This window comes from Xanthomonas sp. F4, from assembly GCF_011761895.1.
In genome coordinates this window covers 894,285-920,745 of the sequence record NZ_JAASQX010000002.1, presented here as the reverse complement: position 1 = coordinate 920,745, position 26,461 = coordinate 894,285, and the positions used below count along the sequence as shown (strand labels likewise).

Here is a 26,461-nt window from a genome sequence, read left to right as displayed (position 1 = left end):
GTGAACGTGAATGTGGTGGAGTTTAGCCGAATGCCGCGTGGCGACCCGTACGCGGCCGTCCGGTGACTCGGCTCAGGGGCCGGTCACCAGCGCGGGGCTGGTCATGATCTGGCTGACGCCCTCGACGAAGGCGTTGACGCGTTTGTTGTCGTCCACCGACAGGCCGCTGAACAGGCGCGCGGTGGCATGGGTAAAGTCGATCTGCGTGGATACGTAGGTCTTGCGCAGGCGCTGTTGCTCGGCCGGATCGGTCGCATGCAGGTAGGCATTGACCAGCGCGCGCAGCGGCCCGGCGTGCGCCTCCATCACTGGCGGCAAGGCCGGCAGGCGTTCGGCCGCGGGCGTGACCCGGCGCTGCGGCGGCTGCCAATCGCGCGGCTGATGCGCCGCGACATAGCCAGGGGCATCGTGGCTGCTCTCGACGTAGGCGACGAAGTCGTCGGGCGCGAAAATCTTGCGCATGCGCCGGCCGCCGCTGCTGTCGACTGCGCCGACGGCGTTCTCGGGGAATGGGGTATGCACGTCGAAGTCCCAGTCCTTGACGATGAACAAGTCGTGGACTTGCCCGTAGCGGCCTTTCAGTGCCACGCCCCGCACCTCGACCACCGCATCGCCCTGAAACTCGCGCGGACGGGCGGTGCTGGTCCAGTAGACCTCGTCGACCCAGTAGTAATCCGACAGAGTGGGGTTGACCAGGGCGCCGTCGTGATCGGCGTACACGGTGAAGGGCACGCGTCCGAGCTGCGCGGTCTGCAGGGTGTGCGCGCCCGGCGCCAGTTCCAGGGCCAGTTCGGCATGTGCGGGGATGCTGTGCGAGTGTCCATCGACCTGGATCGGCAAGGCCTGCCCGGTCGGATTGTCGAAGCGGAAGGTTTGCGGACCCTTGCCGCAGGCAGTCAACAACAGAATGCAGCAGGACAGAAGCAAAAAGCGCACGCGGATATCCAGAACGTAGGGAAAAAAGAGACGGTAGATTCGGCTTGCAGCGCGGGTCAGCTCGCCCAAGGCGGGCTGTACTTGACCTTCACCGCGCGCACCGCCGGGTCGCCGCGCAAGGCGTCCAGCAGCTGCGGATCCACGCGCACCGAGTGGCTGCCGTTGAGGTCGAGCATGCCGGCGATGCCGCCCTGCGCCGACTGCAGCAGCAGGTCCAGGCGCAACGGCGTCTTGCCCGGGCGGTGGCGGGCGAGCAGGCCGTCGATGCGCGGCCAGGCGCTGCGCTGGCGCAGGTCCAGGCGCAGCGACAGGCGCTGCGCGTGGTGCGTGCAGATCTGTTCGTAGTCCCAGCACTGGCGGATGCGCATCGCGTAGCCGCCGTTGAATTCGTCCTCGCGCACGCCGCCCTTGACGATGAGGATGCGGTCGCGGGTCAGCAGGTGGCCGAACTCGGCGATGGCGTCGGAGAACGCGCTGCACTCGATGCGGCCGCGGCCGTCCTCCAGTTGCACGAACACCTGGCTGTCGCCCTTGCGACGCACGCCGACCACCTGGCCGGCGAGGATCGCGCTGACCTCCGGACGCCAGGCGCGCTTCTCGCCATCGCCGCCGCCACTGCGGCCGCCGCCGGACTGTGCGCAGATCTTCTCCAGCGCGCTCAGGTCGCAGCCGACCAGTTCGCGCATTTCGTCGCGGTACGGGTCGAACGGATGGCCGCTGAGGTAGAAGCCCAACGTCTCGCGCTCGCCGGCCAGCAACTGGCCCAGCGGCCATTCCTTGCTCTCCGGCAGGTCCAGGCGCAGCGCCGGGGCGCTGGTGTCGGCACCGCCGAACAGCGAGTTCTGCCCGGAGGCACGCTCGCGCGCCATCTGCTCGGTGGCCTTCATCACCTCCGGCAACTGCAGCATCAACGTGGCGCGGTTGCTGCCCAGCCCATCCATCGCGCCGGCGTTGATCATCGCTTCCAGCGTGCGCTTGTTGAGCTTGGCCGATTCGACGCGGGTGCAGAAATCCAGCAGCGAGGCGTATTCGCCGCCGCGCTCGCGCTCGGCCACGATCGCCTCGCAGGCGCCGCGGCCCACGCCCTTGATCGCGCCCAGGCCGTACTGGATGGTGTCCGGGGTGGCCGCTTCGAACATGTAGGCCGAGGCGTTGATGCGCGGCGGCAGCACGGTCAGGCCGAGGTTGCGCACCTCGTCGAGGAAGCCGACCACCTTGTCGGTGTTGTCCATGTCCGAGGACAGCGTGGCCGCCATGAACTCGGCCGGGTAGTGGCGTTTCAGCCACGCGGTCTGGTAGCTGACCAGGGCATAGGCGGCGGCGTGCGACTTGTTGAAGCCGTAGCCGGCGAACTTCTCCATCAGGTCGAAGATTTCGTCGGCCTTGGCCTCGCCGACGCCGCCCTTGGCCGCGCCCTCGCGGAAGATCTCGCGGTGCTTGGCCATTTCCGCCGGCACCTTCTTGCCCATCGCGCGGCGCAGCAGGTCGGCGCCGCCCAGCGAGTAGCCGCCGACGATCTGCGCCATCTGCATCACCTGCTCCTGGTACACCATGATGCCGTAGGTGTCCTGCAGGATCGCTTCGGTGCGCGGATCGGGATAGACGATCTCCTGCTGCCCGTGCTTGCGCGCGTTGAAGTCGGGGATCAGGTCCATCGGGCCGGGGCGGTACAGCGACACCAGCGCGATCAGGTCCTCGAAGCGGTCGGGGCGTGCGTCCTTCAGCAGCCGGCGCATGCCCGAGGATTCGAACTGGAACACCGCGCCGGTGTTGCCCGAGGCGAAGATGCCCTTGTAGGTCGGCGCGTCGTCGAGCGGGATCGCGGCGATCTCCACAGGCGGGATGCCGGCGCGCGCGTGGCGCACGTTGATCGCCTTCACCGCCCAATCGATGATGGTCAGGGTGCGCAGGCCGAGGAAGTCGAACTTGACCAGGCCGACCTGTTCGACGTCGTCCTTGTCGAACTGGGTGACCGGGTTTTTGCCGAAGTTGTCGACGTCGTGTTCGGCGAACAGCGGGCAGAAGTCCGACAGCGGCGTCGGCGCGATCACCACGCCGCCGGCGTGCTTGCCGGCGTTGCGGGTCAGGTCCTCGAGCTGCCGCGCCAGGTCCATCAGGTCGCGGACGTCGTCCTCGGCCTGGTAGCGCTGGATCAGCTCCGGCGAGGCCATCTCGCTGTCCTTGCCTTCGCCCATCGCATCCTTCAGCGTGATGCCGAGGATGTTGGGGATCAGCTTGGCGACGCCGTCGACCAGGCCGTACGGGAAGCCGAGCACGCGGCCGCAGTCGCGCACCACCGCCTTTGCCGCCATGGTGCCGTAGGTGATGATCTGGCTGACCCGGTCGCGGCCGTACTTGCGCGCCACATAGTCGATCACCTCGTCGCGGCGATCCATGCAGAAGTCGATGTCGAAGTCGGGCATCGACACGCGTTCCGGGTTGAGGAAGCGCTCGAACAGCAGGTTGTACGGCAGCGGATCCAGGTCGGTGATCTGCAGCGCCCACGCCACCAGCGAGCCGGCACCGGAACCGCGGCCCGGGCCGATCGGAATGCCCTGGTTCTTGCCCCACTGGATGAAGTCGGCCACGATCAGGAAGTAGCCGGGGAAGCCCATCTTGATGATGGTGTCCAGCTCGAACTCGAGCCGGTCCACGTAGTCCTGGCGGGTCTTGCCGGGCGCCAGCGGATTCTTTTCCAGGCGCGCGGCCAGGCCGTCGCGCGACTGGCTGCGGATCCAGCTGTCCAGCGTCTCGTCGTCGGGCACCGGGTAGGCGGGCAGGAAGTAGGTGCCCAGCTGCATCTCGATGTTGCAGCGTTGTGCCAGCGCCAGCGTGTTGTCGATCGCGTCGGGGATGTCGGCGAACAGCGCGGCCATTTCCTCGGCCGACTTCAGGTACTGCTGGTCGCTGTAGTCGCGCGGGCGCTTGGGATCGTCGAGCACGCGGCCGGAGGAGATGCACACGCGCGCCTCGTGCGCGGCGAAGTCGCTGGCGTACAGGAAGCGCACGTCGTTGCTGGCGACCACCGGCAGGCCGCGGGTGCCGGCCGCGTGCAGGGCGAACTGGTTGAACGCCTCCTCGCCGTCGCGGCCGGTGCGGGTCAGTTCCAGGTGCAGGCCGTCGCCGAAGATGCGCTGCCAGTCGGCCAATTGCTGCTCGGCCAGGTCGTGGCGGCCTTCGCTGGCCAGGCGCCCGGCCAGGCTCTCGCGGCCGGCCAGGGCGAACAGGTTGTCGCTGCCGGTCTGCAGCCATTCCGGGCGCAGCGCCACGCCGCCTTCGTTGCGGTGGCCTTCCAGCCAGGCGCGGGTCAATAGACGCGACAGGCTGAGGTAGCCGTCGCGGTTGCGGCACAGCACGGTCAGCCGCCACGGCGCCTGGGTGCCGTCGGCGATCAGCAGGTCGGCGCCGGCGATCGGCTTGATGCCCACGCCCTCGGCGGCCTTGTAGAACTTGACCAGCGCGAACAGGTTGTTGAGGTCGGTGACCGCCAGCGCGGGTAGGTCCAGCTCCACCGCGCGGCTGAGCAGGTTGGCCTGCTTGGCTTTCTTCGGGTCAGCCTGATCCGGTTTCTCGGGCACACGGATGGTCGAATCCGCCAGCGAGAACTCGGTGTGGATGTGCAGATGGGCGAAGCGGGAAGTGGACATGCGGAACCAGAGCGATGCCCGGGCAGGGTAGCGGCGGGGGGCGAGCCGGGCAAGGCTTGACAGGTGGAGGCGGGGATTCGGGAGTGGGGATTGGGGATTCGTTGCGGTCTCACTGGGCGTTGAGTGCGCGCGATTGCCCGGGATTCCGCTGAACGTCCTACGCGAGCTGCAGCGACTCCAACGAATCCCCAATCCCCACTGCCGAATCCCGGCCCTCCAGGGCCATCCGCACGGGCGCGAAGCTGCGCCGGTGGTGGACGCAGGGGCCGTGCGCGGCCAGCGCGGCCAGGTGCGCCGGGGTGGCGTAGCCCTTGTGCAGGTCGAAGCCGTAGTGCGGGTGTTCGTCGTGCAGGCGCTGCATGATCCGGTCGCGGGTGACCTTGGCGACGATCGAGGCGGCCATGATCGCGCGGTCCAGGCCGTCGCCACCGACCAACGCCTCGGCGGCGCAGGGCAGGCCCTTGGGCACCCGGTTGCCGTCGATACGGGCGAAGCCGGCCACGTGCGCCACGCCCTCGACCGCGCGGCGCATGCCCAGCATGGTCGCCTGGTAGATGTTCAGGCGGTCGATCTCCTCGGCCTCGATCAGCACCACCTGCCAGGCCAGCGCACGCTCGACGATGCGCGCATAGAGCGTCTCCCGCCGCGCCGCGGTCAACTGTTTGGAATCGTCTAGCCCGTTGATGCGGGTGCGCGCCGGATCGAACACCACCGCCGCCACCGCCACCGGCCCCGCGAGGGGTCCGCGGCCGGCTTCGTCGACGCCGGCGTAGAGCCGGGATTGGGGATTGGGGAGTGGGGATTCGCAGAGCAGCTCCTGCTGCGGCGATGGGGAGTCTGGGCGCTTCATGCCTTTGCTTCTCTCGAATCCCGAATCCCCACTCCCGACTCCCGGCTCTCAAGCAACTCGAGCACCGCATCGGCCGCCCGCGCCGAGGCGTCCTGGCGCAGCAGCAGATGCAGGCGTTCGTATTCGGGCTGCAGCGCCGCCACCGCCTGCGGATCGCGCAGCCAGTGCAGCAGCGCGGTGGCCAGCGCGTCGGGGGTGCAGGCGTCCTGCATCAGCTCCGGCGCCAGGTCATGGCCGGCGAGGATATTGGGCAGGGCGTAGCGGTCTACCTTCAGCAACCCAAGCGCCTTGACGATGCGGTAGGTGAGCGGGGCGACCTTGTAGCCGACCACCATCGGCCGCTTCACCAGCATCGCTTCCAGGGTCGCGGTGCCGGAGGCAAGCAGTACCGCGTCGGCGGCCAGCAGCGCGGCGCGCGCCTGGCCGTCCAGCACCTGGGTGGCGGCCGGCGGCAAGGCCGAGCGCGCGAGTTGCTCGGCGATCAGCGTCTTGCACGCGGCATTGGCGGCCGGCACCAGCACGCGCGCGTTCGGAAGCTGCTGCAGCACCCGCGCGGCGGCGGCGAAGAACGTGTCGCCGAGCTTGCCGATCTCGCCCAGGCGGCTGCCCGGCAGCACCGCCAGCACCGGCATGTCGGAGGCCACGCCGAGGGCCGCGCGCGCCGCGCCACGGTCTTCGTGCAGCGCGATCGCGTCGGCCATGGGGTGGCCGACAAAGCGCGCGTCCACGCCGTGCCTGGCGTAGATCGGCGGCTCCATCGGGAACAGGCACAGTACCCGGTCGGCGCTGGCGCCGATCTTGGCCGCGCGCTGCTCGCGCCAGGCCCACACCGACGGACTGACGTAATGCACGGTGCGCAGCCCGCGCTGCTTCAGCCAGCGCTCCACGCCGAGATTGAAATCGGGGGCGTCGATGCCGACGAACACGTCCGGGCGCCAGGCCAGCAGCCGCTCGCGCAGCGCGCGGCGCAGCTTCAGCAGGCGCGGCAGGTGCCGCAGCACTTCCAGCAGGCCCATCACCGCCAGCTCGCTGGCGTCGAACCAGGTCTGGCAACCGGCCTGGCGCATCGCCTCGCCCCCGACCCCGGCGAACTCGGCGTCGGGGTAGCGCGCGCGCAGCGCCTCGATCAGCCCCGCGCCCAGCAGGTCGCCGGAGGCTTCGCCGGCGACCAGGGCGATGCGCAGCTTTGCTGCGCCGGGAATCGGGAGTGGGGAATGGGGAATGGTTGAAGCAACAGCGGAGCCCGGTCCGGGCGGGCGACCGCTCTTCCCATTCCCCATTCCCGATTCCCCATTCGCGGCCGTCATCGCAACAACGGCCGCTCGCTGGATTCGATGAATTCCAGCATCGCGCGCACGTCCTCGCTGCCTTCGGCCAGCACCGCCAGCTGGTGCTTGGCCTCGGCCAGCGGCAGGCCGGCAACGTACAGCGCGCGGTAGGCGCGCTTGATCGCGGCCACGCGCTCGGGATCGAAGCCGCGGCGCTTCAGGCCTTCGCTGTTGATGCCGCGCGGGCGCCCCAGCGAATTGCCGCCGACCATGGTGAACGGCGGCACGTCGCCGTTGATCAGCGCGCCCATGCCGAGGAAGGCGTGATCGCCGATCCGGCAGAACTGATGCGCGCCGGCGAAGCCGCTGATGATCACGTGGTCGCCCACTTCCACGTGCCCGGCCAGGGTGGTGTTGTTGGAGAACACGCAGTGGTTGCCGACGATGCAGTCGTGGGCGACGTGGGTGTAGGCCAGGAACCAGTTGTCGCTGCCGACGCGGGTGATGCCGCCGCCGCTGCCGGTGCCGCGGCTGATGGTGACGAACTCGCGGATCACGTTGCGGTCGCCGATCACCAGTTCGGTGCGTTCGCCGGCGAACTTCTTGTCCTGCGGGTCGCCGCCGAGCGCGACGTGGCCGACCAGGCGGTTGTCGCGGCCGAGCCGGGTCGGGCCGACGATGCTGCAATGCGAGCCGATCTCGCAACCTTCGCCGATCTCCACCTCGGCGCCGATCACGGTGAAGGCGCCGACGCGCACGTCGGCCGCCAGCGTCGCCGCAGGGTCGATGACGGCGGACGGGTGGATCAGAGGGGCGTTGGCGCTCATCGCAGATCTCCTGCCAGGGTCATTCGCGGGTGCCGGCGCACAGCACTTCGGCGCAGGCCACGACCTTGCCGTCGACCTTGGCTTCGCCGTAGTACACCGCCATGTTGCGGATCACCCGCTTGATCTCCACGTGCAGCTCCAGCACGTCGCCGGGCACCACCTGGGCGCTGAAGCGGGCGTTGTCGACCTTGACCATGTAGAACAGCTTGGACTGCGCGTCGCGGCCCATCGCCAGTTGGGTCAGGATGCCGCCGGCCTGCGCCAGCGCCTCGATGATCAGCACGCCCGGCATGATCGGCTGGCCCGGGAAATGGCCCTGGAAGTACGGCTCGTTGATGCTCACATTCTTGTGCGCGACGATCCGGCGGTTCTCGAAATCCAGCGAGACCACCTTGTCCACCAGCAGGAACGGGTAGCGGTGCGGGAGCAGTGCGCGGATCTGGGCGATGTCCGGCAGGGGCTGATCGTGGCTCATTCCTTCTCCTTGCTGACAGACAGGATGCGACGGGCCAGGGCATCGAGCTGCTTGAAGCGCGCGGCGTTCTTGCGCCACGTGCGGTTGTCGGTCAATGGGGTGCCGGACGAGTACTCGCCCGGCTCGTGGATGGAGTTGCGCACGACCGACTTGCCGGTGACCACGACCTTGTCGCAGATCTCCAGGTGGCCGACCACGCCGACCGCGCCGCCGAGCATCACGTAGCGGCCGATCTTGGCGCTGCCGGCGATGCCGGTGCAGCCGGCGATGGCGCTGTGCGCGCCGATGTGCACGTTGTGCGCGACCTGCACCAGGTTGTCCAGGCGCACGTCTTCTTCGAGGGTGGTGTCTTCCAGCGCGCCGCGGTCCACGCAGGTGTTGGCGCCGATCTCGCAATCGTCGCCGATGCTGACCCCGCCCAGCTGCGGCACCTTGATCCAGCGGCCGGCGTCCATCGCCAGGCCAAAGCCGTCGGCACCGAGCACCGCGCCTGGGTGCACGCGCACGCGCTGGCCCAGGCGCACCCGGGTGACCAGGGTGACGCGGGCGATCAGTTCGCTGCCGGCGCCGACCTGGCAGTCTTCGCCGATCACGCAGCCGGGGCCGATCACGCAGCCATCGCCGACCACGCTGCGCGCGCCGATGCTGACGAAGGCGCCGATGTGCGCGGTTGGCGCCACCTGTGCGCTGGGATCGATGCTGGCGCTGGGATGGACGCCCGGCGGACGCGCCGGCGCCACATCGAACAGCGCGGCGATCTTGGCGAAGGCGACATACGGATCGCGCGCGATCAGCGCCGTGCCCGGCGCCGCCTCGGCGTCTTGGGCGCGCAGCACCACGATCGCCGCGGTGCTGTCGGCCAGTTGTGCGCGATAGCGGGGATTGGCCAGGAAGCTGAGCTGTCCCGGGCCGGCCTGCGCCAGCGTGGCCACGCCATGCACCGCGACGCTGCCGTCGCCATGCACCTGCAGGCCGAAACGCTCGGCGATCTCGTCAGCGGTATAGGTCGAAGTATTCACCGGGGGATTCTACCGTGTGCCATCGACACGGTCATACGTACGGCCGCGTAGGGCGCGTGACCCGCTCGCGCAACACCGTCTCGAACAGCCTCGATCAATCTACAGGTGAGGATCAGCCTGCTGGAGCAAAGGCCCCTTTGGTAAAGGGGGCGCGCCGAAGGCGCGGGGATTAGGCAAGCCAAGCCCCAGCAGGTTTTCGCGTCGCGAAAACCTGGCTGCCAGGGCAACGCCCTGGCAGCGGGTGGGCAGTTATTTAGAACTGACCACCAAAGGTGAACTGCAGACGCTCGATCTCGTCGTTGTCTTCCTTCTTCAGCGGAACCGCATAGCTGATCGAGATCGGACCGACCGGCGCGCGCCACAGCAACGCGATGCCGGTGGAGGCACGCAGTTCGTTGGACTTGAAATTGTCCACGCCGTTGAACACGTTGCCGACGTCCACGAACGCCGAAATGCGCGCCGACGGGCTGTCGAACAGCTTCGGGAAGTACATTTCCGCCGAACCCACGGTCTTGAACGAGCCGCCCAGCGGCTGGCCGCGGCTGTACGAGGCGGTGGCCTCCGAGCGCGGGCCGAGGGTGTTGTCCTCGAAGCCGCGGACCGAGTTGGTGCCGCCGGCGTAGAAGTTCTCGTAGAACGGCAGGCCCGAGGCGGTGACGCGGCGGACCAGGTTGGTGCCGTCGCAGGCCTGCGGGTTGTAGACCGGCGTGCCCTGCGCATCGGGCACGGTGACACCGCAGATGTCGCGCGAGACGTCGCTGCCGTAGCTGTCGCCGTAGCCGAATTCGGCACGGGTGTTCAGCACCAGCGCCGGCGAGATCGGCCAGTACTTGGAGATCTGGTAGTTGAGCTTCCAGTACTCCACGGTCGAGCCGGGCAGGGTGGCTTCCAGGCCCACGCGCTGGTACATGCCGCGGGTTGGCATGAAGTAGTCGTTGCGGGTGTCGCGCGCCCAGCCCAGTTCGCTGCGCCAGGCGTGGAAGGTCTTGGTCCCCATCGCATCGATGTAGTTGATGATCGCCTGCGGAGTGAAGCCGGGGTAGGTGGTGATCTGGTTGCTGTCGATGCCGAACATCAGCGAGACGCTGTCGGTCTCGGTGATCGGCACGCCGAAGATCACCTGCGCCGCGCCATTGGTGCTGTTGTACTGCGCGGTGCCGAAGTCGGAGTAGTCCAGCTTGCGCCACGACAGGTTGTAGCCCAGCGACACCCCGTCGTCGGTGAAGAACGGATTGGTGTAGGAGAACGCGTAGCGCTCCTGGTAGCTGCTGCGCGAGGCGTCCACCGAGACGCGGTTGCCGCCACCGAGGAAGTTGTTCTGCGACAGCTGCACCGAGGTGGTGACGCCGTAGGTCTGCGAGTAGCCCAGGCCGAAGGTGAAGCTGCCCGAGGTGGTCTCCTTGACGTTGTAGACCACGTCGACCTTGTCGTTGCTGCCCGGCACCGGCGGGGTTTCCACGTCCACCGACTCGAAGTAGCCCAGGCGCTGCAGGCGGATCTTGGAGCGGTCGATCGCGGCCTGCGAGTACCAGGTGTCCTCGAACTGGCGCATTTCGCGGCGCAGCACTTCGTCGGAGGTGCGGGTGTTGCCGCGGAACACGATGCGCCGCACCGACACGCGCGGACCCGGGGTCACCTGCAGGTTCACCGCCACCGTGCGCTTCTCGCGGTCGGTGGTCGGGATCGGGGTGACCTTGGCGAAGGCGTAGCCGATGTTGCTCAGGGTGTTGGTGATCGCGTCGGAGCTGTATTCCAGCAGCGCGCGCGAGAAGGTGTCGCCCGGCTTGGGGATCACCAGCTTCTCGATCTCTTCCTGCGGCAGGATGGTGTCGCCGGTGACCTTGATGTCGGAGATCTTGTACTGCTCGCCTTCGGTGATGCCGGCGGTCAGGTACATGTCGCGCTTGTCGGGGCTGATCGCGACCTGGGTGGAGTCGACGCTGAAGTCGACGTAGCCGCGGTCCAGGTACCAGGAGTTGAGCTTCTCCAGGTCGCCGGACAGCTTTTCCTTGGAGTATTGGTCGTCGCGGCGGTACCAGGACAGCCAATTGTGCTCGCGCGACTCCCAGTTCTCCATGATGTCCTGGTTGAGGAACTTCTCGGTGCCGATCAGGTTGACGTGGCGGATCTTGGCCGCCTTGCCTTCCTTGATCGCGATGGCCACGTCGACGCGGTTGCGGTCCAGCGGGCTCACCGTCGGGGTGATCTCGACGTTGTACTTGCCGCGGTTGTTGTACTGGCGGGTCAGCTCCTGGGTCACCCGGTCCAGGCTCAGCCGGTCGAAGGTGCCGCCCTCGCTGAGGCCGATGTCGGACAGGCCCTTGAGCAGTTCCTCGCTCTTGATGTCCTTGTTGCCGGTGACGGTCAGCTTGTTGATCGCCGGACGTTCCTTGACCGTGACCACCAGGATGTTGCCCTGGCGGTCGACGCGCACGTCCTCGAAGAAGCCGGTGCGGTACAGCGCACGGATCGCCTCGGCGACCTTGGCCTCGTCCACGCTGTCGCCGCGTTCCACCGGCAGGTAGGTGAACACGGTGCCGGACGAAATGCGTTGCAGCCCGTCGACGCGGATGTCGCTGGCGGTGAAGGGCTCCGCTACCTGGGCCATGGCCGGCAGGCTGAGGCTGGCGGCGAGGGCGAGGGCAAGCAGGCGGCGAGTGGGAAATCTCGTCATGTCACGTCCGGTAGAGGTCGATATCGTTGTTGCATGGGCGCCGGCGCAAGACGACAGCGGGTCGAGTGGATCGGCGCGGGTCATCGCAGTGCCTGGCCGAAGAGGTCGTTGTAGAACGCCAACCCCATCAGTCCTGCCAGCAACGTCAGGCCCACGAACTGCCCTGCCGCCATGGCGCGCTCGCTCAGCGGGCTGCCCTTGACCAACTCGATAAGGTAATACAGCAAGTGCCCGCCGTCCAAGATCGGGATCGGCAGCAGGTTCATGATCGCCAGGCTCAGCGACAGCAGGGCCAGGAAATTCAGGAACCAGTCCGGGCCCTGCTTGGCCGAGACGTTGGCGACCTTGGCGATGGTGATCGGGCCGGACACGTTCTTCAGCGAGGCCTCGCCGGTCAGCATGCGGCGCAGGATGCCCAGGGTGTCGCCGGCCAGCCGGCCGGTCTCGCGGAAGGCGACCGGGATCGCCGCCAGCGGGCCGTAGCGCAGGGTGGCGTCGTAGGCCGGCCGGCGCTGCTCGCCGATGCCCACGCCCAGCTTCCAGCTCGGCGCGCCGGGGCCGGCGGTCGGCTTGAGATGGACTTCCAGCGCCAGCCGCTCGCCGTTGCGCTCGACCTCGATCAGGCCGTTGCCGCCGTCGCGGCCCAGCGCCTGCACCCGTGGCGCAACCTGGTCGGCGCTGGTGATCGGGGCGCCGTCCACCGCCAGCACGCGGTCGCCGGGGCGAAGCACGCCGTCGGCGGCCGAGCCGGCGGCGACGTTGGCGATGACTGCCGGCTGCAGGGTGAAGCGCCAGGTCAGGCCGGACAGGGCCGGCACCTGCTGCTCGTCGAAGCCGACCGGCAGCTGCGACAGGCGCAGGGTATGGGTGCGGCTGGCGCCGTCCTGCGCGTCCTCGGTCTGCACCGGCACGTCCTCGCGGTCCATGGCGGCGACCGTCAGCTGCATGGCTGCCTCGCTCCAGGTCGCGACGTCGCGGTCGCCGACGCGGACGATGCGCTCGCCGGGCTGGAACCCGGCCTGCTGGGCCAGGCCCTCGGCGCGGCCGACGATGGGCGCGTAGTCCTGCTTGCCGATCACGAACATGGCCCACAGCAGCGCCACGCACAGGATCAGGTTGGCGATGGGGCCGGCGGCGACGATGGCGATGCGCTGCCACACGCTCTTGTTGTTGAAGGCCTGCGATCGCTCGGCCGGGGCCACCTCGCCCTCGCGCTCGTCGAGCATCTTCACGTAGCCGCCGAGCGGGATCGCGGCGATCGCGAACTCGGTGCCGTGGCGGTCGTAGCGCGACCACAGCGGCTTGCCGAAGCCCACCGAGAAGCGCAGCACCTTGACCCCGCAGCGGCGGGCGACCCAGAAATGGCCGAACTCGTGGAAGGTCACCAGGATGCCCAGGCTGACCAGCATCCACCAGATGGAGCCAAAGAAGTTACCCATGCGCGTGGCTCATGGCGGCGTGGGAATCAAGCATGGGCGAATTGGCGGGCAATGGCGAGTTCGGTGATCTTGCGCGATTGCGCATCCGCCGCCAGCAATGCGTCCAGGGAATCGGCCGCGACCGCAGGCAGCTCGGTCAGGGCGTTCTCGACCAGCGCAGGAATCGATAGGAAACCGATCCGGCCCTGAAGAAAGGCTGAAACAGCCACTTCGTTGGCCGCGTTCAGGATCGCCGGGGCGCTGCCGCCGGCCTGCATCGCGCGCCAGGCCAGGCCCAGGCAGGGGAAGGCGTCCAGATCAGGCGCCTCGAAATCCAGCCGGCCCTGCGCCAGCAGGTCCAGCCCGGCGACCCCGGAGGCGATCCGGTCCGGCCAGCCCAGGCCCACCGCCAGGGTGGTGCGCATGTCCGGCAGGCCCATCTGCGCCAGGGTCGAGCCGTCGATGAACTCGACCAGCGAATGCACCAGGCTCTGCGGGTGCACCAGCACCTCGATGCGCTCGGGCGCCAGCGCGAACAGGTGGTGGGCCTCGATCACTTCCAGGCCCTTGTTCATCAACGTCGCCGAATCGACGGAGATCTTCGGCCCCATCGACCACTTCGGGTGCGCAACGGCCTGCGCCGGGGTCACCGCCTGCAGGCGCGCGCGGTCCCAGCCGCGGAACGGACCGCCGGAGGCGGTCAGCAGCACACGCCTTACTTCGGCACCGGTCTGGCGCGAACGCAGGCACTGGAAGATGGCGTTGTGCTCGCTGTCGATCGGGATGATCTCGGCGCCGGCCGCCGCGGCGGCAGCCGTGACCAGCTCGCCGGCCAGCACCAGCGCTTCCTTGTTGGCCAGCAGCAGGCGCTTGCCGGCGCGGGCCGCGGCCAGGGTCGAGGCGAGGCCGGCGGCGCCGACGATGGCGGCGACCACGCTGTCGCAGGCGTCGCTGGCCACCAGCTGGTCCAGCGCGGCGTCGCCGGCATGCGCCTGGGTCGCCAGCCCGGCCGCGCGCAGACCGTCGCGCAGCGCCGGGTACAGGTCGGGATCGGCGATCACCGCATGGGCGGGGCGATGCGTGGCGCACAGCGCCAGCAGCGCGTCGACATTGCGCCCGGCCGCCAGCACGCCGGCGCGCAGGCGCTGCGGATGACGCGCGATCACGTCCAGCGCCGAGGCGCCGATCGAGCCGGTGGCGCCGAGCACGGCGATGGTGCGCACCGTGTCGGCTTTGCTGCGTTGCGTGTTCACTGGCCTCAGAACCCGAAGATGTCCTTGCCCAGCGCGAAGATCGGCAGCGCCGCCAGCACGCCGTCGATCCGGTCCAGCACGCCGCCGTGACCGGGAATCACGTTGCCCGAGTCCTTGGCGCCGACGTGGCGCTTGAGCAGGCTTTCGAACAGGTCGCCGACCACCGAGGCCAGCACGCTGACCGCGGCCACGATCAGCAGCCCGGGCAGGTGCGGCAGGGTCACGCCGGCCAGCCAGCCGAAGCCGGCGGCCACGATCAGGCCGGCCAGCAAGCCGCCGATCAGGCCTTCCACGGTCTTGTTGGGGCTGATCCGCGGCGCCAGCTTGTGCTTGCCGAACTGGCGGCCGGCGAAATAGGCGCCGGAATCGGCGGCCCACACCGTGGCCAGCGCGGTCAGCAGCCAGCGGTGGCCATTAGGCTCGCTGGCGTGGATCAGGCCCAGCGCGGCCCAGGCCGGGACGATCGCCAGGGTGCCGGCGGCGAGCTTGAACACCCGCGCATAGGTGGCGTGGTCGGAGCCGAAGCGGTAGAAGCCCAGCCACAGCAGCGCCGCGCACCACCAGCCGACGCCGATCAGGGTGGTCAGCTGGAACAGCACCAGCGAGCCGGCCGAGGCCCACACCAGCAGCACCATCAGCAGCAGGTTGAGCATCAGCAGGATGGTGCGCGGCAGGGTGTCGTCGACCTCGGCCAGCTTCAGCCATTCCCACAGGCCGATCAGGAAGATCAACGCGGCCAGCGCGACCAGCCACTGGGTCGGCAGCAGCAGAATGGCGCAGATGGCCAGCGGGGCCATGATCAGCGCGGCGATGACGCGGGTACGGGTCATGCGGAAACGTTCTCCGTCGCCGCTTCGGCGACCTGCGCGCTGGTGAGGCCGAAACGCCGCTCGCGGCGGGCGTAGTCGTCCAGGGCTTGTTGCAGCACCTCCGGTCCGAACTCGGGCCAGAGGGTCTCGGTGAACCACAGTTCGGTATAGGCCAGCTGCCACAGCAGGAAGTTGCTGATGCGCAGGTCGCCGCCGGTGCGGATGAACAGGTCCGGCGGCGGCAGGTCGGCCAGCGCCATGCGCGCCGACAGGGCGTCCTCGTCGATCTGCTCCGGGCGCAGGCGCCCGGCGGCGACGTCCTCGGCCAGCGCGCGTGCGGCCAGGGCGATGTCCTGGCGGCCGCCGTAGCTGGCGGCGATCGACAGGTGCAGGGCCTGGTTGTCGCGGGTGCGCGCCTCGGCCTGGGCCATGCGCTCGCACAGCGACGGCGCGAAGCGCGAACGGTCGCCGATGAAGCGCACGCGCACCCCGCGCCGCTGCAGCTCCTCGACCTCGCGGTCGAGTGCGTGCAGGAACAGCTTCATCAGCGCGTCCACTTCCTCCTGCGGGCGCCCCCAGTTCTCGCTGGAAAAGGCGAACAGGGTCAGCGCGCCGATGCCACGCTCCAGGCAGAAATCGATGGTGCGGTTGACCGCGCGGGCGCCGGCGCGATGGCCGATCACGCGCGGCCGACGGCGGCGCTGCGCCCAGCGGCCGTTGCCATCCATGATGATGGCCAGATGGCGGGGCAGGGACATGGGGACGGGGTCGGAAGGCATGGCCGGCAGGCGCAGGCTCAGACCGCCATCAGTTCCTGTTCCTTGCCCTTGACCACCTCGTCCACGTCCTTGATCGCCTTGTCGGTCAGCTTCTGGATGTCGTCCTCGCTGGCGCGGGCTTCGTCCTCGGTGACCTTCTTGTCCTTCAGCAGATCCTTGACCTGCTGGTTGGCGTCGCGGCGGATGTTGCGGATCGCGACCTTGGTGTCCTCGCCTTCGCCGTGCACGACCTTGGACAGCTCGCGGCGGCGCTCCTCGGTGAGGGCAGGCAGGTTGAGGCGGATGGTGGTGCCGGCGGTGTTCGGGGTCAGGCCCAGGTCCGAGGCCAGGATCGCCTTCTCGACCGCGCTGACCATCTGCTTTTCCCACGGGGTGATGGTCAGCGAGCGGGCGTCGGCGACGGCCACGCTGGCGACCTGGCTCAGCGGCATGTCCGAGCCGTAGTAGTTGACCTTCAGGTGCTCGACCAGCGCGGTCGACGCGCGCCCGGTGCGCACCTTGACGAGCGTATGACGCAGCGCGTCGATGCTCTTGGCCATGCGGGTCTGTGCGTCTTGCTTGATTTCGTTGAGCATCGCCGGTGTCCGTGCTGAATCTGAATCGGACGATTATAGCCTGCTGGGAGTGGGGAATCGGGAATGGGGAATGGCAAAGGCGGATCCCTGCGCGCCTAACTGAACGCCAATGTTGCGAGAATCGGGGCTAGCGCCAATGTTGCAGTGCGCAACGCTGTTGCGATTCCCTAATCTCGATTCCCCATTCCCGGCTTTTCAGCCCCGACCCTTCACCAACGTGCCGATCTCGGCGCCGCGCAGGATCTTCAGCAGTTCGCCGGGCTGGCCCATGTTGAAGATGCGCAGCGGCAGGTCGCTGTCGCGGGCCAGGGCGAAGGCGGCGGTGTCCATCACCTCGAGGTTGCGGGCGATGACCTCGTCGTAGGTCAGGCTGTCGAAGCGCACCGCGTCGGCGTGCTTCTTCGGGTCCTTGTCGTACACGCCGTCGACCTTGGTCGCCTTCAGCAGCAGGTCGGCGCCGATCTCGATCGCGCGCAGCGCCGCGCCGGAGTCGGTGGTGAAGAAGGGGTTGCCGGTGCCGGCGGCGAAGATCGCGATGCGGCCCTTTTCCAGGTGGCGGATCGCGCGGCGGCGGATGAAGTCCTCGCACACGTCGTTGATCTTGATCGCGCTCATCACCCGCACCTTGGCGCCGAGCTTCTCCAGCGCGTCCTGCATCGCCAGCGCGTTGATGACGGTGGCGAGCATGCCCATGTGGTCGCCGGTGACCCGGTCCATGCCGCCGGCGGCCAGGCCGGCGCCGCGGAAGATGTTGCCGCCGCCGATCACCAGCGCCACTTCCGCGCCGGCCTGCTGCGCCTCGATCACCTCATGGGCCAGGCGATTGATGATCTTGGGATCGATGCCGTAGTCCCCGTCCCCCATCAGCGCTTCGCCGGAAAGTTTCAACAGGATACGGCGATAGGCGAGCTGGGACATGGCGACCTCGTTGGGGGATGACGGGCAAACCACACGATTTTAGCCGATGCGCGCCAGCGCGTCTGTGCCGTCGGCGATGCTTCAGCGTTGCGCCTCGCCGCACGAGCGCGCGGTGACGCGATTGCGGCCGCCGTGCTTGGCGCTGTACAGCATGTCGTCGGCCGCCTGCAGCAGTTCCTGCGCGCTGTTGAAGCGCTCGCGGCCGCCCTGGGTGGCCACGCCCGCGGAGAAGCTGATGTGCAGAGGCCCGTGCTTGGTCTCGGTCATCGGCCGCTGCGCGATCTCGGACAGGATGCGCCGCATGACCCCGAGCGCGGCGTCTTCGCCGGTATTGGGCAACAACACCAGGAATTCCTCGCCACCGAAGCGCGCCACCATGTCGCTGCTGCGCACCAGCGGCTGCAGGGCCTGGGCGAACGCGCGCAGCACCTGGTCGCCGACCAGGTGGCCGTGGGCGTCGTTGATCTTCTTGAAATCGTCCAGGTCGATGAAGGCCACCGACAGCGGCCAGTCGTGGCGGTTGGCCAGCTCGAACTGTTGCTGCAGCAGGGTGTCCAGTTGGTGCCGGTTGAACACGCCGGTGAGGGCGTCGCGGCTGGCCTGCTCGGCCAGGCGCCGGGCGTGCTGCTCGTATTCGTCGGCGCGCTGGCGCACGCGGTTGGCTTCCTGCACGTCGCGCAGGTTGCGCAGCACCATCAGTTCGCGGGCGTGGCTGATGATCGCGTCGACCCGCTCCGGCTGCGCGATGCGCACGTCGAAGATCGGGCTGACCGCCGGCAGCGCCTCGGCGATGTGGCCGATCACTTCGTCGAAGCGGCGGCTGTCCAGCTGCAGGTCGCGATAGGCGCGCTGCATGGCGTAGGTGCGCGCGGCTTCGGTGTCCTCGCTGAGCCAGATATCGGCAATCGGCCCGGACAGGCGCACGCAGATGTCGAAGGGCTCGCTCGCCGCGGCATCGTTGCCGTTGGCGATGCTGCGCTGCAGGTAGGCGGGCAGCTTCCATTTCTTCGCCAGCCAGGCGCCGACCTCGGCGTGGTCGGCGCCCAGGTGCTCGCGCTCCAGGGCGCTCAGCCGCTGCGGATCGCCGGCGGCTTCGTGCAGCAGTGCGGCGTACTGGTCGTGGCAGACGTGCAGCAGGGCCAGTGCGCCCATGTCCTGCAGCAGGCCGGCCAGCATCAGTTCCTCGTGCTTGCGCAGGCCGACGGCCTGGCCGAGCAGGCGGCTGGCCAGGGCTGCCAGCACGCTGCGCCGCCACAGCCGTTCCTGCGGTGCGCTGGCGTCGCCACGCAGGCTCTGCACCATCGAAAAGCCCAGTGCCAGGCTCAGCGCGGCGTTCAGGCCGAGCATGGTCAGCGCCTGGCCGAGGTTGTCGATGCGTCGCCGGCTGGCGTACAGCGGGGAATTGGCGATGCGCAGCATCCGCGCGCTCAGCGCCATGTCCATGGCGATGGCATCGGCGGTGGCAGCGAGATCCACGTCCGCATCCTGCGCGAGTTCGATGATGCGCAGGGCGATGCCCGGGGGCGAGGGCAGGTCGCGGGAGTGGCTCAGGATCGCTTCGAGTTCAGGATGCATGCACTTCCGATACGGCATGGAATAAGAGGTGGGGCAGCGGCCTGTCCCAGCCCGCGCAGCGTACACCCGCAAAAAAAAAGCCGCGACAATGCGCGGCTCTTTTCTTCCCGGGGGCGGGATCAGGCCAGGCCGGCCTGCTTCATCACTTCGGCGGCGTAGTCTTCCACCACCTTCTCGATGCCTTCGCCCACGGCCAGGCGCTGGAAGCCGACCACATCGGCGCCGGCGGCCTTCACCGCCTGCTCCACGGTCTGGTCGGTGTTCAGCACGTAGGGCTGGCCGTACAGGGTGACTTCGTTGACGATCTTGGCGATCTTGCCGCTGATGATCTTCTCCAGGATGTCGGCCGGCTTGGCCTTGTCCTTCTCCGACATCTTGGCCAGCTCGATTTCCTTTTCCTTGGCCACGAACTCGGCCGGCACGTCGGACGCCTTGATGTGCGGCGGGTTCATCGCCGCGATGTGCATGGCGATGCCACGGGCCAGGTCGGCGTCGCCGCCCTTGACCTCGACCAGCACGCCGATGCGGCCGCCGTGCACGTAGGCGGCGACGTTGTTGGCGCTGTCGATGCGCACCAGGCGGCGCACCTGCACGTTCTCGCCGACCTTGGCGATGACCGCGGCGCGGGCTTCCTCGACGGTCTCGCCGCCGGGCAGCTTGGCGCTCTTCAGCGCTTCCACGTCAGCGGCGCCGGAGGTCAGCGCGGCCTGGACCACGGCGTCGGTGAAGGCCAGGAAGTTGTTGTCCTTGGCGACGAAGTCGGTCTCGGAGTTGATTTCGACCAGGACCGCCTTGCCGCCGTCCTGGGCCATCGCGATGCGGCCTTCGGCGGCGACGCGGTCGGCCTTCTTGTCGGCCTTGGCCAGGCCCGACTTGCGCAGCCACTCGGCGGCGTTGTCGATGTTGCCGGCGTTCTCGGTGAGTGCCTTCTTGCATTCCATCATGCCGGCGCCGGTGCGCTCGCGCAGTTCCTTGACCAGGGAAGCAGTGATTTCCACGGGATGTCCTCACGAAAGGTGGGAAAAGGCCGGCTTGCGGCCGGCCGGAAGATCTGGGGAGCGGGCGCCGCAGGCGGCGCTCGCGAAGCCGGGCGCGCCGAACGCGCCGGGCGGCGGCTGCGCATGATCGCGCAGTCGCATGGCGCGCCGGTTACTCGGCGGCGGGAGCGGTCTCTTCGGCCTTCTTGCCGTTCTTGCGCGGGCCGCGGCCCTTGTCGTCGCCGCCCTCGGCGAACTCTTCCTCGCGCACGCTGGCGGCGTTCGGCGCAGCGGCCTTGCCTTCCAGCACGGCGTCGGCGGCGGCACGGGCGTACAGCTGCACGGCGCGGATGGCGTCGTCGTTGCCCGGGATGGCGTAGTCCACCAGGTCCGGGTTGTAGTTGGTGTCGACCACCGCGATCACCGGGATGCCGAGCTTCTTGGCTTCCTTGATGGCGATGTCTTCATGGCCGATGTCGATGACGAACAGGGCGTCGGGCAGGCGGTTCATTTCCTTGATGCCGCCCAGCGAGGCTTCCAGCTTGTCGCGCTCGCGGCGCAGGGTCAGCACTTCGTGCTTGACCAGCTTGTCGAAGGTGCCGTCGGTCTCGGCCGCTTCCAGTTCCTTCAGGCGCGCCACCGACTGCTTGACGGTGCGGAAGTTGGTCAGCGTGCCGCCCAGCCAGCGCTGGGTCATGAACGGCTGGCCACAACGCTCGGCTTCTTCCTTCACCGCGTCGCGGGCGCTGCGCTTGGTGCCCAGGAACAGGATGGTCCCGCGCTTCTGCGCGACGCTGGAGATGAAGTTCATCGCGTCGTTGAACAGCGGAACCGTCTTCTCGAGGTTGATGATGTGGATCTTGCCGCGCGCGCCGAAGATGTACGGCGCCATCTTGGGGTTCCAGTAGCGGGTCTGGTGGCCGAAGTGGACGCCGGCTTCCAGCATCTGACGCATGGTGACCTGGGGCATTGCAGTGACTCCTGATGGGGAACCGGCCGTGCGCGGGCAGGAATGGGTGAAGCGCGCGCATGACGGTGCGGCCTTGTGGGTCCGCACGACGATTCCGGGGTTGGGCCTCCCTGCTGTCTCCGTGGCCGAACTCCTTGCGGAGCACCCCGGCACGGGCGATGGCAGCAGGTGTGAATTCGCCGGTGCGTCCGGCGTGGACGGTCCATCGGGCCATGACAGGCACGACGAAGCCGCGCACTATACCTGGCGGCGGTGGGCGGCGCAATGCGCCGGGTGGCTCACTCGGCCGGCAGCGGCTGCAGCGCTGACTGCTCGTCGAGCCGTGCCGCGAAGTGGCCGCCGGGTGCGGTCGCGGCGGCCGGCAGCGGCCAGCGCTTGTATTCGCCGGGCAGGACGTAGCCGGCTAGGCTGGGGAACAGGGTCAGGGTATGGCCGTCGGCACCGATAAAGCTCAGGTCGCTGAGGCGGGCATGGGCGGTGCCGCGGTTGTGCACCACCAGCTCCGGCCCGCCCGCGCCGGCGAGCAGGTGGACGCTGAGGCGCGGCGCCGCCGCGGGGTCCGATGCACTTAGGAACACCGGCGTGGAATAGCGCAGCAGCAGGGGAGGGGGCGTCGCCGCGGGTGCCGATGCAACGTCGGCCGGCGCGGTGCGTTCTTCCACCACCAGCCGGTAGGCACGCTCGGCGGTATCGGCGGGGGCGCTGCGTACCAGGCGTAACAGTTGCCGCCCCTGTGCCGGAATCGTGATCCACTGCGGACTGGCATGGAGGTCGTCGGTACTGTCCAACTGTTCCAGCCCGTTGGTCTGCTGCCAGCGATAGACCTGTACCTGCGCCTGCCAGGTGCGGTCCTGGGTATTGTCGAGCCAGATCTCGGTGCTGGTCTCGTCGGGGGCCAGTTGTACCAGGGTCGGGCTGATCCGCACTCCACCCGCATGGGCGCTGCCGGCCAACGCCAGCAGCAGCGCCGGCAGCAGGCGCATGAGCAAGCCACGGGCACCGCCCACTAGAACGCGACCGTGGCGTAGCGCGCCGGGTCGCGCGGCGCGGCGCCGGTCGTGGACAGGCTCAACGCCAGCGCGGTGCCGGCACTGGGCGCGGGCGCGCCGTCGACGCTGACCTGGTAGGCCATCGGGCGGTTGCAGGCGATCGTCGGCATCGCTCCGGGCTGCGCGCGGACCTCGGTGCCGACCTCGCAACTGCGCTCGATGCGGATGCCGATCCGCAATGCAGCGCTGCCGCTGCCGGCGGTCGGTTGTGCCGCCGCATCGACGCCGGCCACGCACAGGCTCGCCAACAACAGCGGTCGTAAGAACGGCAGGCGCATCGATCGGGACTCCGCGGTAGACACAACTGATAACGGCTCCCATCCGGGCAACTTGACCGGCGCGGCCGCGCTGTTCAGCCGTCAGTAGGTGACGGTGACCTTGACCACGTCACTGTAGCTGCCCGGGGCCGGGGTCTGCTGGGCCGGCACCTGGCCATACAGGGTGAGCGATTGCGCGCTGCCGGTCCCGGTGCCGGTCTGGGTATCGGTGTTCAGGGTGCTGCCCCAGCGTTGGGTGCGGGCGGCGTCGCGGTACAGCTCGTAGGTCAGGAACTGGCCGTTGGCGTTGCGCATGCGGCGCACGTTGCCGCTGGCGTTCTGGCCGTTGTCCAGGCTCACCTGCCAGGCGGTGCGGTAGCGGCAGTTCATGCTGAGCGCGGTGGTGTAGTTCAGCGGATTGTCGATCAGGCCCGACTGCGTACCGAAATCCAGGTCGGCGATGCTGGCGATGGTGCAGGTCGGTGCGGCGGTGACGCTGGCCACGAACGGGAACTGCACCGAGGTGCCGCCGCCGGCGCCGCCGGTGGTGCAGGAGGCGGGCATGCTCGCCGGGGTCCCGATCAACGGCTCGTCGTAGCGGTACTGCAGGTTGGTGAACACCCCGCTGAAGTTGTTCTGGTAGAGCCCGGTGGCGATGCCGCTCTGCAGCGGGATGCGTCCATATAAGGTGTAGCTGGCGCTGCCGCTGCCGCCGGTCGCCAGCGAGGAGTAGGTCAGATCGACCTGGAGCGGGGTGGAGCCGGCCAGCGTGCTGCCCCAGATCAGGCTGCGCGCGCTGTCGCGGTAGAGCTGGAAGCCGAGGCTGTCGTTGAGCGGGTTGAGCATGCGCCGCGGCGCGATGCCCAGGCCGCCGCCCTGGGCACCCTCGCCGATGTTCAGGCACATGCGCACATAGATGGTGCCCAGGATGCTCAGCGCGCCGGTCTGGCAGGTGACCACGATCTGCGCGGTGGCGTCGGTGGCGGCGGTGTCGGAGAGGGTGCCGAAGCTCAGCGCCGTGGCCTGCGCGGTGCAGGTGGTGGTGGCCGCGGCGCGCGAGGGCAGCAGCAGTGTGACCGCCAACAGCAGGGCCGGCAGCAGCATTCGCCAGGCGCGCGCGCTCATGGCGTGGTCTCCGGCAGGCAGCGCAGCGGCTCCAGCCCGGTAGGCCGCGCCTGCGTCGCGCGGTCGATCCGGAATCGACAACGGCTGCCGTGCATGTCCACCTCCAGATCGTTGCGGCCGGGCCCGAGTCCTTCCACATAGGCCTGACCATCGTAGCCGACCACCGTGTCGACCCCCGGTCCACGTATCCGGCTGCCGACTGGCAGCGGCACGCCGTCGGCATCGCGCAGTTGCACCAGCACGCCGTCGCTGCGGCGGATCGGGAACGCCACCACGACCCCGGTGCGGTCGCGCGGCACCACGATCTGGTCGACCTGCTCCGGCCGCAACTCCGCCGGCAGGCGCATCGGATCAATCGACAGCTGGTTGTGCTGCCAGGCCAGCAGCGGCGTGACCAACAGGAAGCCACGCGCATCGGTACGGCCGATCGGCCGGTTCTCCAGCAACACCGGCACGTCGGCGACGCCGCCGGTGGAGACCAGGGCGAAGGCCTGGTCGAGATCGCGGCCAGGGAACCAGCCGCCACCGATCCAGGCCACGCCGCCCGAGGCTTCGGCGTAGCCGTAGGTCTGGCCGCCGGCGCTGGCGATGCCGCCGGCGTAGCGGGCGCTGGCGCCGCGCCAGCTGGCTTCGGCCAGGCCGCCGCCGCCGTCCTGCCCGCCACGCGCCTGCAGCCGCCAGCCGCTGCCGCCGTCGGCGGCCGCCGCCTGACTGAGATCGGCCGTCGCACTGGTGCGTTCGCCGAAACGCTGCAGGGCGACGCCGGCCTGGCGGCGCCCCTCCAGCGCGATCGACCAGCCCAGATACACGCTGCGGTCGCTGGCCTGGTCCAGGTTCTGGTTGATGCTCAGGTTCAACGACGACTGCCGCGGCAGGGCCCGGGTCCAGAACAGGCTGGCGTAGCGCTGGTCGCCGCTGTCCGGATAGGCCAGGCGCACATAGCTCAGGGCGATGCTGCCCAGGCCGTCCCAGGTGCTGCCGAACAGGGCGCGCTCGCTGACCCGCGGCGGCGCGGCGCCGTAACGCGCGGCCACGTCGCGGTAGCCCGATTGCGCGCGCTGGGTATCCAACGCCAGGTTGAAGCGGCCGTTGTTCCATCGGTAGCTGAGCGCGTACTGCAGGCCTTGCTGGCCGGCATCGCCGCCGTGCGCCAGCGAGGCGCCGAACACGCCGGCGCGCGGCAGCAGCCACAGGCCGCCGACGCCGGCGTTGCGCACGCCGGCCCCGGCCTCGGCGTGCGCCTCGGCGGTGAAGCGCGGGCTGACACCGCGCCGCCAGCTGGCGCTGCCGACCGTGTCGCCGGCATAGGCGAAGTCGGCGACGCCGTAGTCCTCGCGCACCCGGCCCAGCGCCAGCGACCAGTCGGTCAGGCCGCTGGCCAGCAGATCCTGGGTCGCATAGAAAGGAAAGGCCAGCGAGCGGGTGCGGCCGTAGGCGTCGGTGATCACCACCTGGGCATTGCCGGCGCCGTCCACGCCCGGCGCGGCGGACAGTTGGAACGGCCCGGCCGGCAGCTGCGCGCCGTACTGGCGGATGCCGTTGACGTACAGGTCCACGCTGGACGGCACCGCCACTTCGCCGAGGAATTCCGGCAACGGGGTGAGCGCGCGGTACGGCTGCAGGCCGAAATCGCTGCCCACCCGTACCCCGCCCAGGCGCAGCGTGCGGCTCCAACTGGTGCTGCTGCTGAAGGTGTCGCCCAGCACCACGCTGGTCATGCGCTCGGGCAACGACCATTGCCACTGCGTGTCCAGGCGGATCGCCTCGGTATGCCAGTTCTGCTGCGGCTCGCGGTACAGCCTGCCGACGAAGGACTGCCGCAGCAGGCCATCGCCCAGGCCGAACACGCGCAGTTCGCCGCTGGCGGTGAGATTGCTGGCGCTGCCCTGGCGGCTGGCATAGAGGTCGTAGTCGAGCAGGGCGCCGGGCGAGCTGGTCGCCGGTAGCGACGGCACGCCGCCGCGGGCGTCGATCCGGGTGGTGGCGACGTCGAGCAGCGCCACCGGCGCGTCGATGGCCAGCTGCTGCAGGCTGGCGTCGTAGCGGAAGCGCACGCCGTCCAGATCGCCCAGGGCGATCGCCGCGGTGGCGTCGCTGCCGTCCACGCGCAGACCGAGCTGGCGCAAGGTTGCGGCACTGGCGCGCAGTTGCTCGCCGTCGCGCTGGAACTGGAACAGGCCCGGCTGCCGGGTCTGGTTCAGGGTGACCTCCAGGTACAGGGTCTCCTGCGCCGGCGCAGCGGCCTGGGGCGGGGTGGAGGGCTGAGGCTGGGCGACGGCGAGCGCGGCAGTGCCGGCCCACAGGGCCAGCAACAGCTCAGGGCGCCGCCGCGTCCACGACCAGCGACTGCGCGCGCGGCTCGCCATTGATCCTTGCCTCGAACGTTCCTTGTGGCTGCGCCAGCGCCGCCGGCAGCGGCCAGCGCTTGCGCTGGCCCGGCAGCACATAGCCGGCCAGGCCTTGGGCGATGGCGCTGCGCTGGCCATCGCTGGCGACGAACTGAAGGTCCACCAATTGCGCGTGGCCGTTGCCCTGGTTGAGCACTTCCAGCGCCGTGCCCGCGCCGTCGCGGACCAGCCGCGCGCGCAGTGCCGGCGCAGTGGCCACGGCCGGCTTGAGGAACACCGGCACCGAATAGCGCAGCACGAACTGCAGCCCGGCGCTGGCGTTGCCGCTGGCGTCCTGGCTGGGCAACTCGTCGACCAGGATGCGGTAGGCGTCCTCGCCGGCGCCGGGCGCGGGATCCAGGCGGATCACGCGGACCAACTGCCGCGAATGCGGCGCCAGCTCCAGCATCGGCGGGCTGAGCGCGATGCGGTCGCTGGGGTCGAGCACATCCTCGCCGTCGCGCTGCTGCCAATGGAACACGCGGACCTGCGCACGCAGCGGCACGTCGCCGCTGTTGCTCAGCCACACGCCCTGGGCGGTCTCCTCGGCGCGCAGCGACACCGAGGTCGGCGCCACCTGCAGGCTCGCCGCCACTGCCGCGCCGGCTGCCGCCAGCCACAACGCGGCGAGCGCCGGCAGGCGCAGGAAGGAATGCAGTCGCACATGCATGCA

General features: G+C 69.2%; 22 protein-coding genes. All 22 read right to left on the bottom strand.

From position 1 onward, the window contains the following. Positions 1–72: 72 nt before the first annotated feature. The 22 genes from FHR66_RS11905 to FHR66_RS11800 all read right to left on the bottom strand — a co-directional run bounded on the left by FHR66_RS11905 (position 73) and on the right by FHR66_RS11800 (position 26,458). Positions 73–936, bottom strand: a complete 864-nt coding sequence (locus FHR66_RS11905; RefSeq protein WP_160969944.1) for a hypothetical protein — start codon at positions 934–936, stop codon at positions 73–75. Positions 937–992: 56 nt separating this feature from the next. Then, positions 993–4,583, bottom strand: coding sequence for a DNA polymerase III subunit alpha (dnaE, locus tag FHR66_RS11900; protein WP_160969942.1), 3,591 nt, complete (start codon positions 4,581–4,583; stop codon positions 993–995). 157 nt (positions 4,584–4,740) lie between these two features. Then, complete coding sequence (locus FHR66_RS11895) at positions 4,741–5,433, bottom strand: ribonuclease HII (RefSeq protein ID WP_160970830.1); 693 nt, start codon at positions 5,431–5,433, stop codon at positions 4,741–4,743. Then, a complete protein-coding gene (lpxB, locus tag FHR66_RS11890) occupies positions 5,430–6,713 on the bottom strand; it encodes a lipid-A-disaccharide synthase (RefSeq protein ID WP_167087814.1) in 1,284 nt (427 codons plus the stop codon). The genes FHR66_RS11895 and lpxB overlap by 4 nt, the downstream gene beginning before the upstream one ends. A gap of 23 nt (positions 6,714–6,736) precedes the next feature. Next, a complete protein-coding gene (gene lpxA, locus FHR66_RS11885; RefSeq protein ID WP_160963990.1) occupies positions 6,737–7,528 on the bottom strand; it encodes an acyl-ACP--UDP-N-acetylglucosamine O-acyltransferase in 792 nt (263 codons plus the stop codon). A gap of 19 nt (positions 7,529–7,547) precedes the next feature. Then, entirely contained in the window at positions 7,548–8,003 is a 456-nt protein-coding gene (gene fabZ, locus FHR66_RS11880) for a 3-hydroxyacyl-ACP dehydratase FabZ (RefSeq protein WP_160970832.1), read from the bottom strand. Continuing rightward, a complete protein-coding gene (gene lpxD / locus FHR66_RS11875) occupies positions 8,000–9,022 on the bottom strand; it encodes a UDP-3-O-(3-hydroxymyristoyl)glucosamine N-acyltransferase (RefSeq protein WP_160970834.1) in 1,023 nt (340 codons plus the stop codon). The genes fabZ and lpxD overlap by 4 nt, the downstream gene beginning before the upstream one ends. 253 nt (positions 9,023–9,275) lie before the next feature. Continuing rightward, a complete protein-coding gene (bamA, locus tag FHR66_RS11870; RefSeq protein WP_160970836.1) occupies positions 9,276–11,696 on the bottom strand; it encodes an outer membrane protein assembly factor BamA in 2,421 nt (806 codons plus the stop codon). An 80-nt stretch (positions 11,697–11,776) separates the two neighbouring features. Continuing rightward, a complete protein-coding gene (rseP, locus tag FHR66_RS11865; RefSeq protein ID WP_160970838.1) occupies positions 11,777–13,135 on the bottom strand; it encodes an RIP metalloprotease RseP in 1,359 nt (452 codons plus the stop codon). A gap of 26 nt (positions 13,136–13,161) precedes the next feature. Continuing rightward, a complete protein-coding gene (locus FHR66_RS11860) occupies positions 13,162–14,367 on the bottom strand; it encodes a 1-deoxy-D-xylulose-5-phosphate reductoisomerase (RefSeq protein WP_160970840.1) in 1,206 nt (401 codons plus the stop codon). A 5-nt stretch (positions 14,368–14,372) separates the two neighbouring features. Then, positions 14,373–15,197 carry a phosphatidate cytidylyltransferase gene (locus tag FHR66_RS11855; protein ID WP_160970842.1) on the bottom strand — a complete coding sequence of 275 codons (825 nt, stop codon included), beginning with the start codon at positions 15,195–15,197 and terminating at the stop codon, positions 14,373–14,375. Further along, on the bottom strand, positions 15,194–15,934 hold the full coding sequence (gene uppS / locus FHR66_RS11850) for a polyprenyl diphosphate synthase (RefSeq protein WP_160970844.1): 741 nt from the start codon (positions 15,932–15,934) through the stop codon (positions 15,194–15,196). Before uppS ends, FHR66_RS11855 begins: the two co-directional genes overlap by 4 nt. A gap of 38 nt (positions 15,935–15,972) precedes the next feature. Beyond that, complete coding sequence (gene frr, locus FHR66_RS11845; protein ID WP_160970846.1) at positions 15,973–16,530, bottom strand: ribosome recycling factor; 558 nt, start codon at positions 16,528–16,530, stop codon at positions 15,973–15,975. Between the two features lie 195 nt (positions 16,531–16,725). Continuing rightward, on the bottom strand, positions 16,726–17,448 hold the full coding sequence (gene pyrH, locus FHR66_RS11840; protein WP_160970848.1) for a UMP kinase: 723 nt from the start codon (positions 17,446–17,448) through the stop codon (positions 16,726–16,728). An 81-nt stretch (positions 17,449–17,529) separates the two neighbouring features. Next, the gene (locus tag FHR66_RS11835) at positions 17,530–19,023 is read right to left on the bottom strand and encodes a GGDEF domain-containing protein (protein WP_160970850.1); all 1,494 of its coding nucleotides are present in this window, start codon (positions 19,021–19,023) and stop codon (positions 17,530–17,532) included. A gap of 119 nt (positions 19,024–19,142) precedes the next feature. Beyond that, positions 19,143–20,021, bottom strand: coding sequence for a translation elongation factor Ts (gene tsf, locus FHR66_RS11830; RefSeq protein ID WP_160970852.1), 879 nt, complete (start codon positions 20,019–20,021; stop codon positions 19,143–19,145). Between the two features lie 151 nt (positions 20,022–20,172). Next, positions 20,173–20,970 (bottom strand): 30S ribosomal protein S2, encoded by a 798-nt coding sequence (rpsB, locus tag FHR66_RS11825; RefSeq protein ID WP_017908839.1) that lies wholly within the window; start codon positions 20,968–20,970, stop codon positions 20,173–20,175. Positions 20,971–21,248: 278 nt separating this feature from the next. Next, the gene (locus FHR66_RS11820; RefSeq protein WP_160970862.1) at positions 21,249–21,953 is read right to left on the bottom strand and encodes a fimbrial biogenesis chaperone; all 705 of its coding nucleotides are present in this window, start codon (positions 21,951–21,953) and stop codon (positions 21,249–21,251) included. Between the two features lie 23 nt (positions 21,954–21,976). After that, entirely contained in the window at positions 21,977–22,297 is a 321-nt protein-coding gene (locus FHR66_RS11815) for a hypothetical protein (protein ID WP_160970854.1), read from the bottom strand. A gap of 81 nt (positions 22,298–22,378) precedes the next feature. Continuing rightward, on the bottom strand, positions 22,379–23,401 hold the full coding sequence (locus tag FHR66_RS11810; protein WP_160970856.1) for a Csu type fimbrial protein: 1,023 nt from the start codon (positions 23,399–23,401) through the stop codon (positions 22,379–22,381). Further along, positions 23,398–25,713: a fimbria/pilus outer membrane usher protein gene (locus FHR66_RS11805; RefSeq protein ID WP_167087812.1), complete on the bottom strand. Its 2,316-nt coding sequence runs from the start codon at positions 25,711–25,713 to the stop codon at positions 23,398–23,400. The genes FHR66_RS11810 and FHR66_RS11805 overlap by 4 nt, the downstream gene beginning before the upstream one ends. 4 nt (positions 25,714–25,717) lie before the next feature. Further along, positions 25,718–26,458: a fimbrial biogenesis chaperone gene (locus FHR66_RS11800; protein WP_160965668.1), complete on the bottom strand. Its 741-nt coding sequence runs from the start codon at positions 26,456–26,458 to the stop codon at positions 25,718–25,720. Between the last annotated feature and the right edge of the window lie 3 nt (positions 26,459–26,461).

Excerpts from the sequence above, each read along its gene's own strand:
- dnaE (WP_160969942.1), bottom strand. The coding sequence starts at position 4,583 with ATGTCCACTTCCCGCTTCGCCCATCTGCACATCCACACCGAGTTCTCG.
- FHR66_RS11895 (WP_160970830.1), bottom strand. The coding sequence starts at position 5,433 with ATGAAGCGCCCAGACTCCCCATCGCCGCAGCAGGAGCTGCTCTGCGAA.
- lpxB (WP_167087814.1), bottom strand. The coding sequence starts at position 6,713 with ATGGGGAATGGGAAGAGCGGTCGCCCGCCCGGACCGGGCTCCGCTGTT.
- lpxA (WP_160963990.1), bottom strand. The coding sequence starts at position 7,528 with ATGAGCGCCAACGCCCCTCTGATCCACCCGTCCGCCGTCATCGACCCT.
- fabZ (WP_160970832.1), bottom strand. The coding sequence starts at position 8,003 with ATGAGCCACGATCAGCCCCTGCCGGACATCGCCCAGATCCGCGCACTG.
- bamA (WP_160970836.1), bottom strand. The coding sequence starts at position 11,696 with ATGACGAGATTTCCCACTCGCCGCCTGCTTGCCCTCGCCCTCGCCGCC.
- rseP (WP_160970838.1), bottom strand. The coding sequence starts at position 13,135 with ATGGGTAACTTCTTTGGCTCCATCTGGTGGATGCTGGTCAGCCTGGGC.
- FHR66_RS11855 (WP_160970842.1), bottom strand. The coding sequence starts at position 15,197 with ATGACCCGTACCCGCGTCATCGCCGCGCTGATCATGGCCCCGCTGGCC.
- uppS (WP_160970844.1), bottom strand. The coding sequence starts at position 15,934 with ATGTCCCTGCCCCGCCATCTGGCCATCATCATGGATGGCAACGGCCGC.
- frr (WP_160970846.1), bottom strand. The coding sequence starts at position 16,530 with ATGCTCAACGAAATCAAGCAAGACGCACAGACCCGCATGGCCAAGAGC.
- pyrH (WP_160970848.1), bottom strand. The coding sequence starts at position 17,448 with ATGTCCCAGCTCGCCTATCGCCGTATCCTGTTGAAACTTTCCGGCGAA.
- FHR66_RS11835 (WP_160970850.1), bottom strand. The coding sequence starts at position 19,023 with ATGCATCCTGAACTCGAAGCGATCCTGAGCCACTCCCGCGACCTGCCC.
- rpsB (WP_017908839.1), bottom strand. The coding sequence starts at position 20,970 with ATGCCCCAGGTCACCATGCGTCAGATGCTGGAAGCCGGCGTCCACTTC.
- FHR66_RS11820 (WP_160970862.1), bottom strand. The coding sequence starts at position 21,953 with ATGCGCCTGCTGCCGGCGCTGCTGCTGGCGTTGGCCGGCAGCGCCCAT.
- FHR66_RS11815 (WP_160970854.1), bottom strand. The coding sequence starts at position 22,297 with ATGCGCCTGCCGTTCTTACGACCGCTGTTGTTGGCGAGCCTGTGCGTG.
- FHR66_RS11810 (WP_160970856.1), bottom strand. The coding sequence starts at position 23,401 with ATGAGCGCGCGCGCCTGGCGAATGCTGCTGCCGGCCCTGCTGTTGGCG.
- FHR66_RS11800 (WP_160965668.1), bottom strand. The coding sequence starts at position 26,458 with ATGCATGTGCGACTGCATTCCTTCCTGCGCCTGCCGGCGCTCGCCGCG.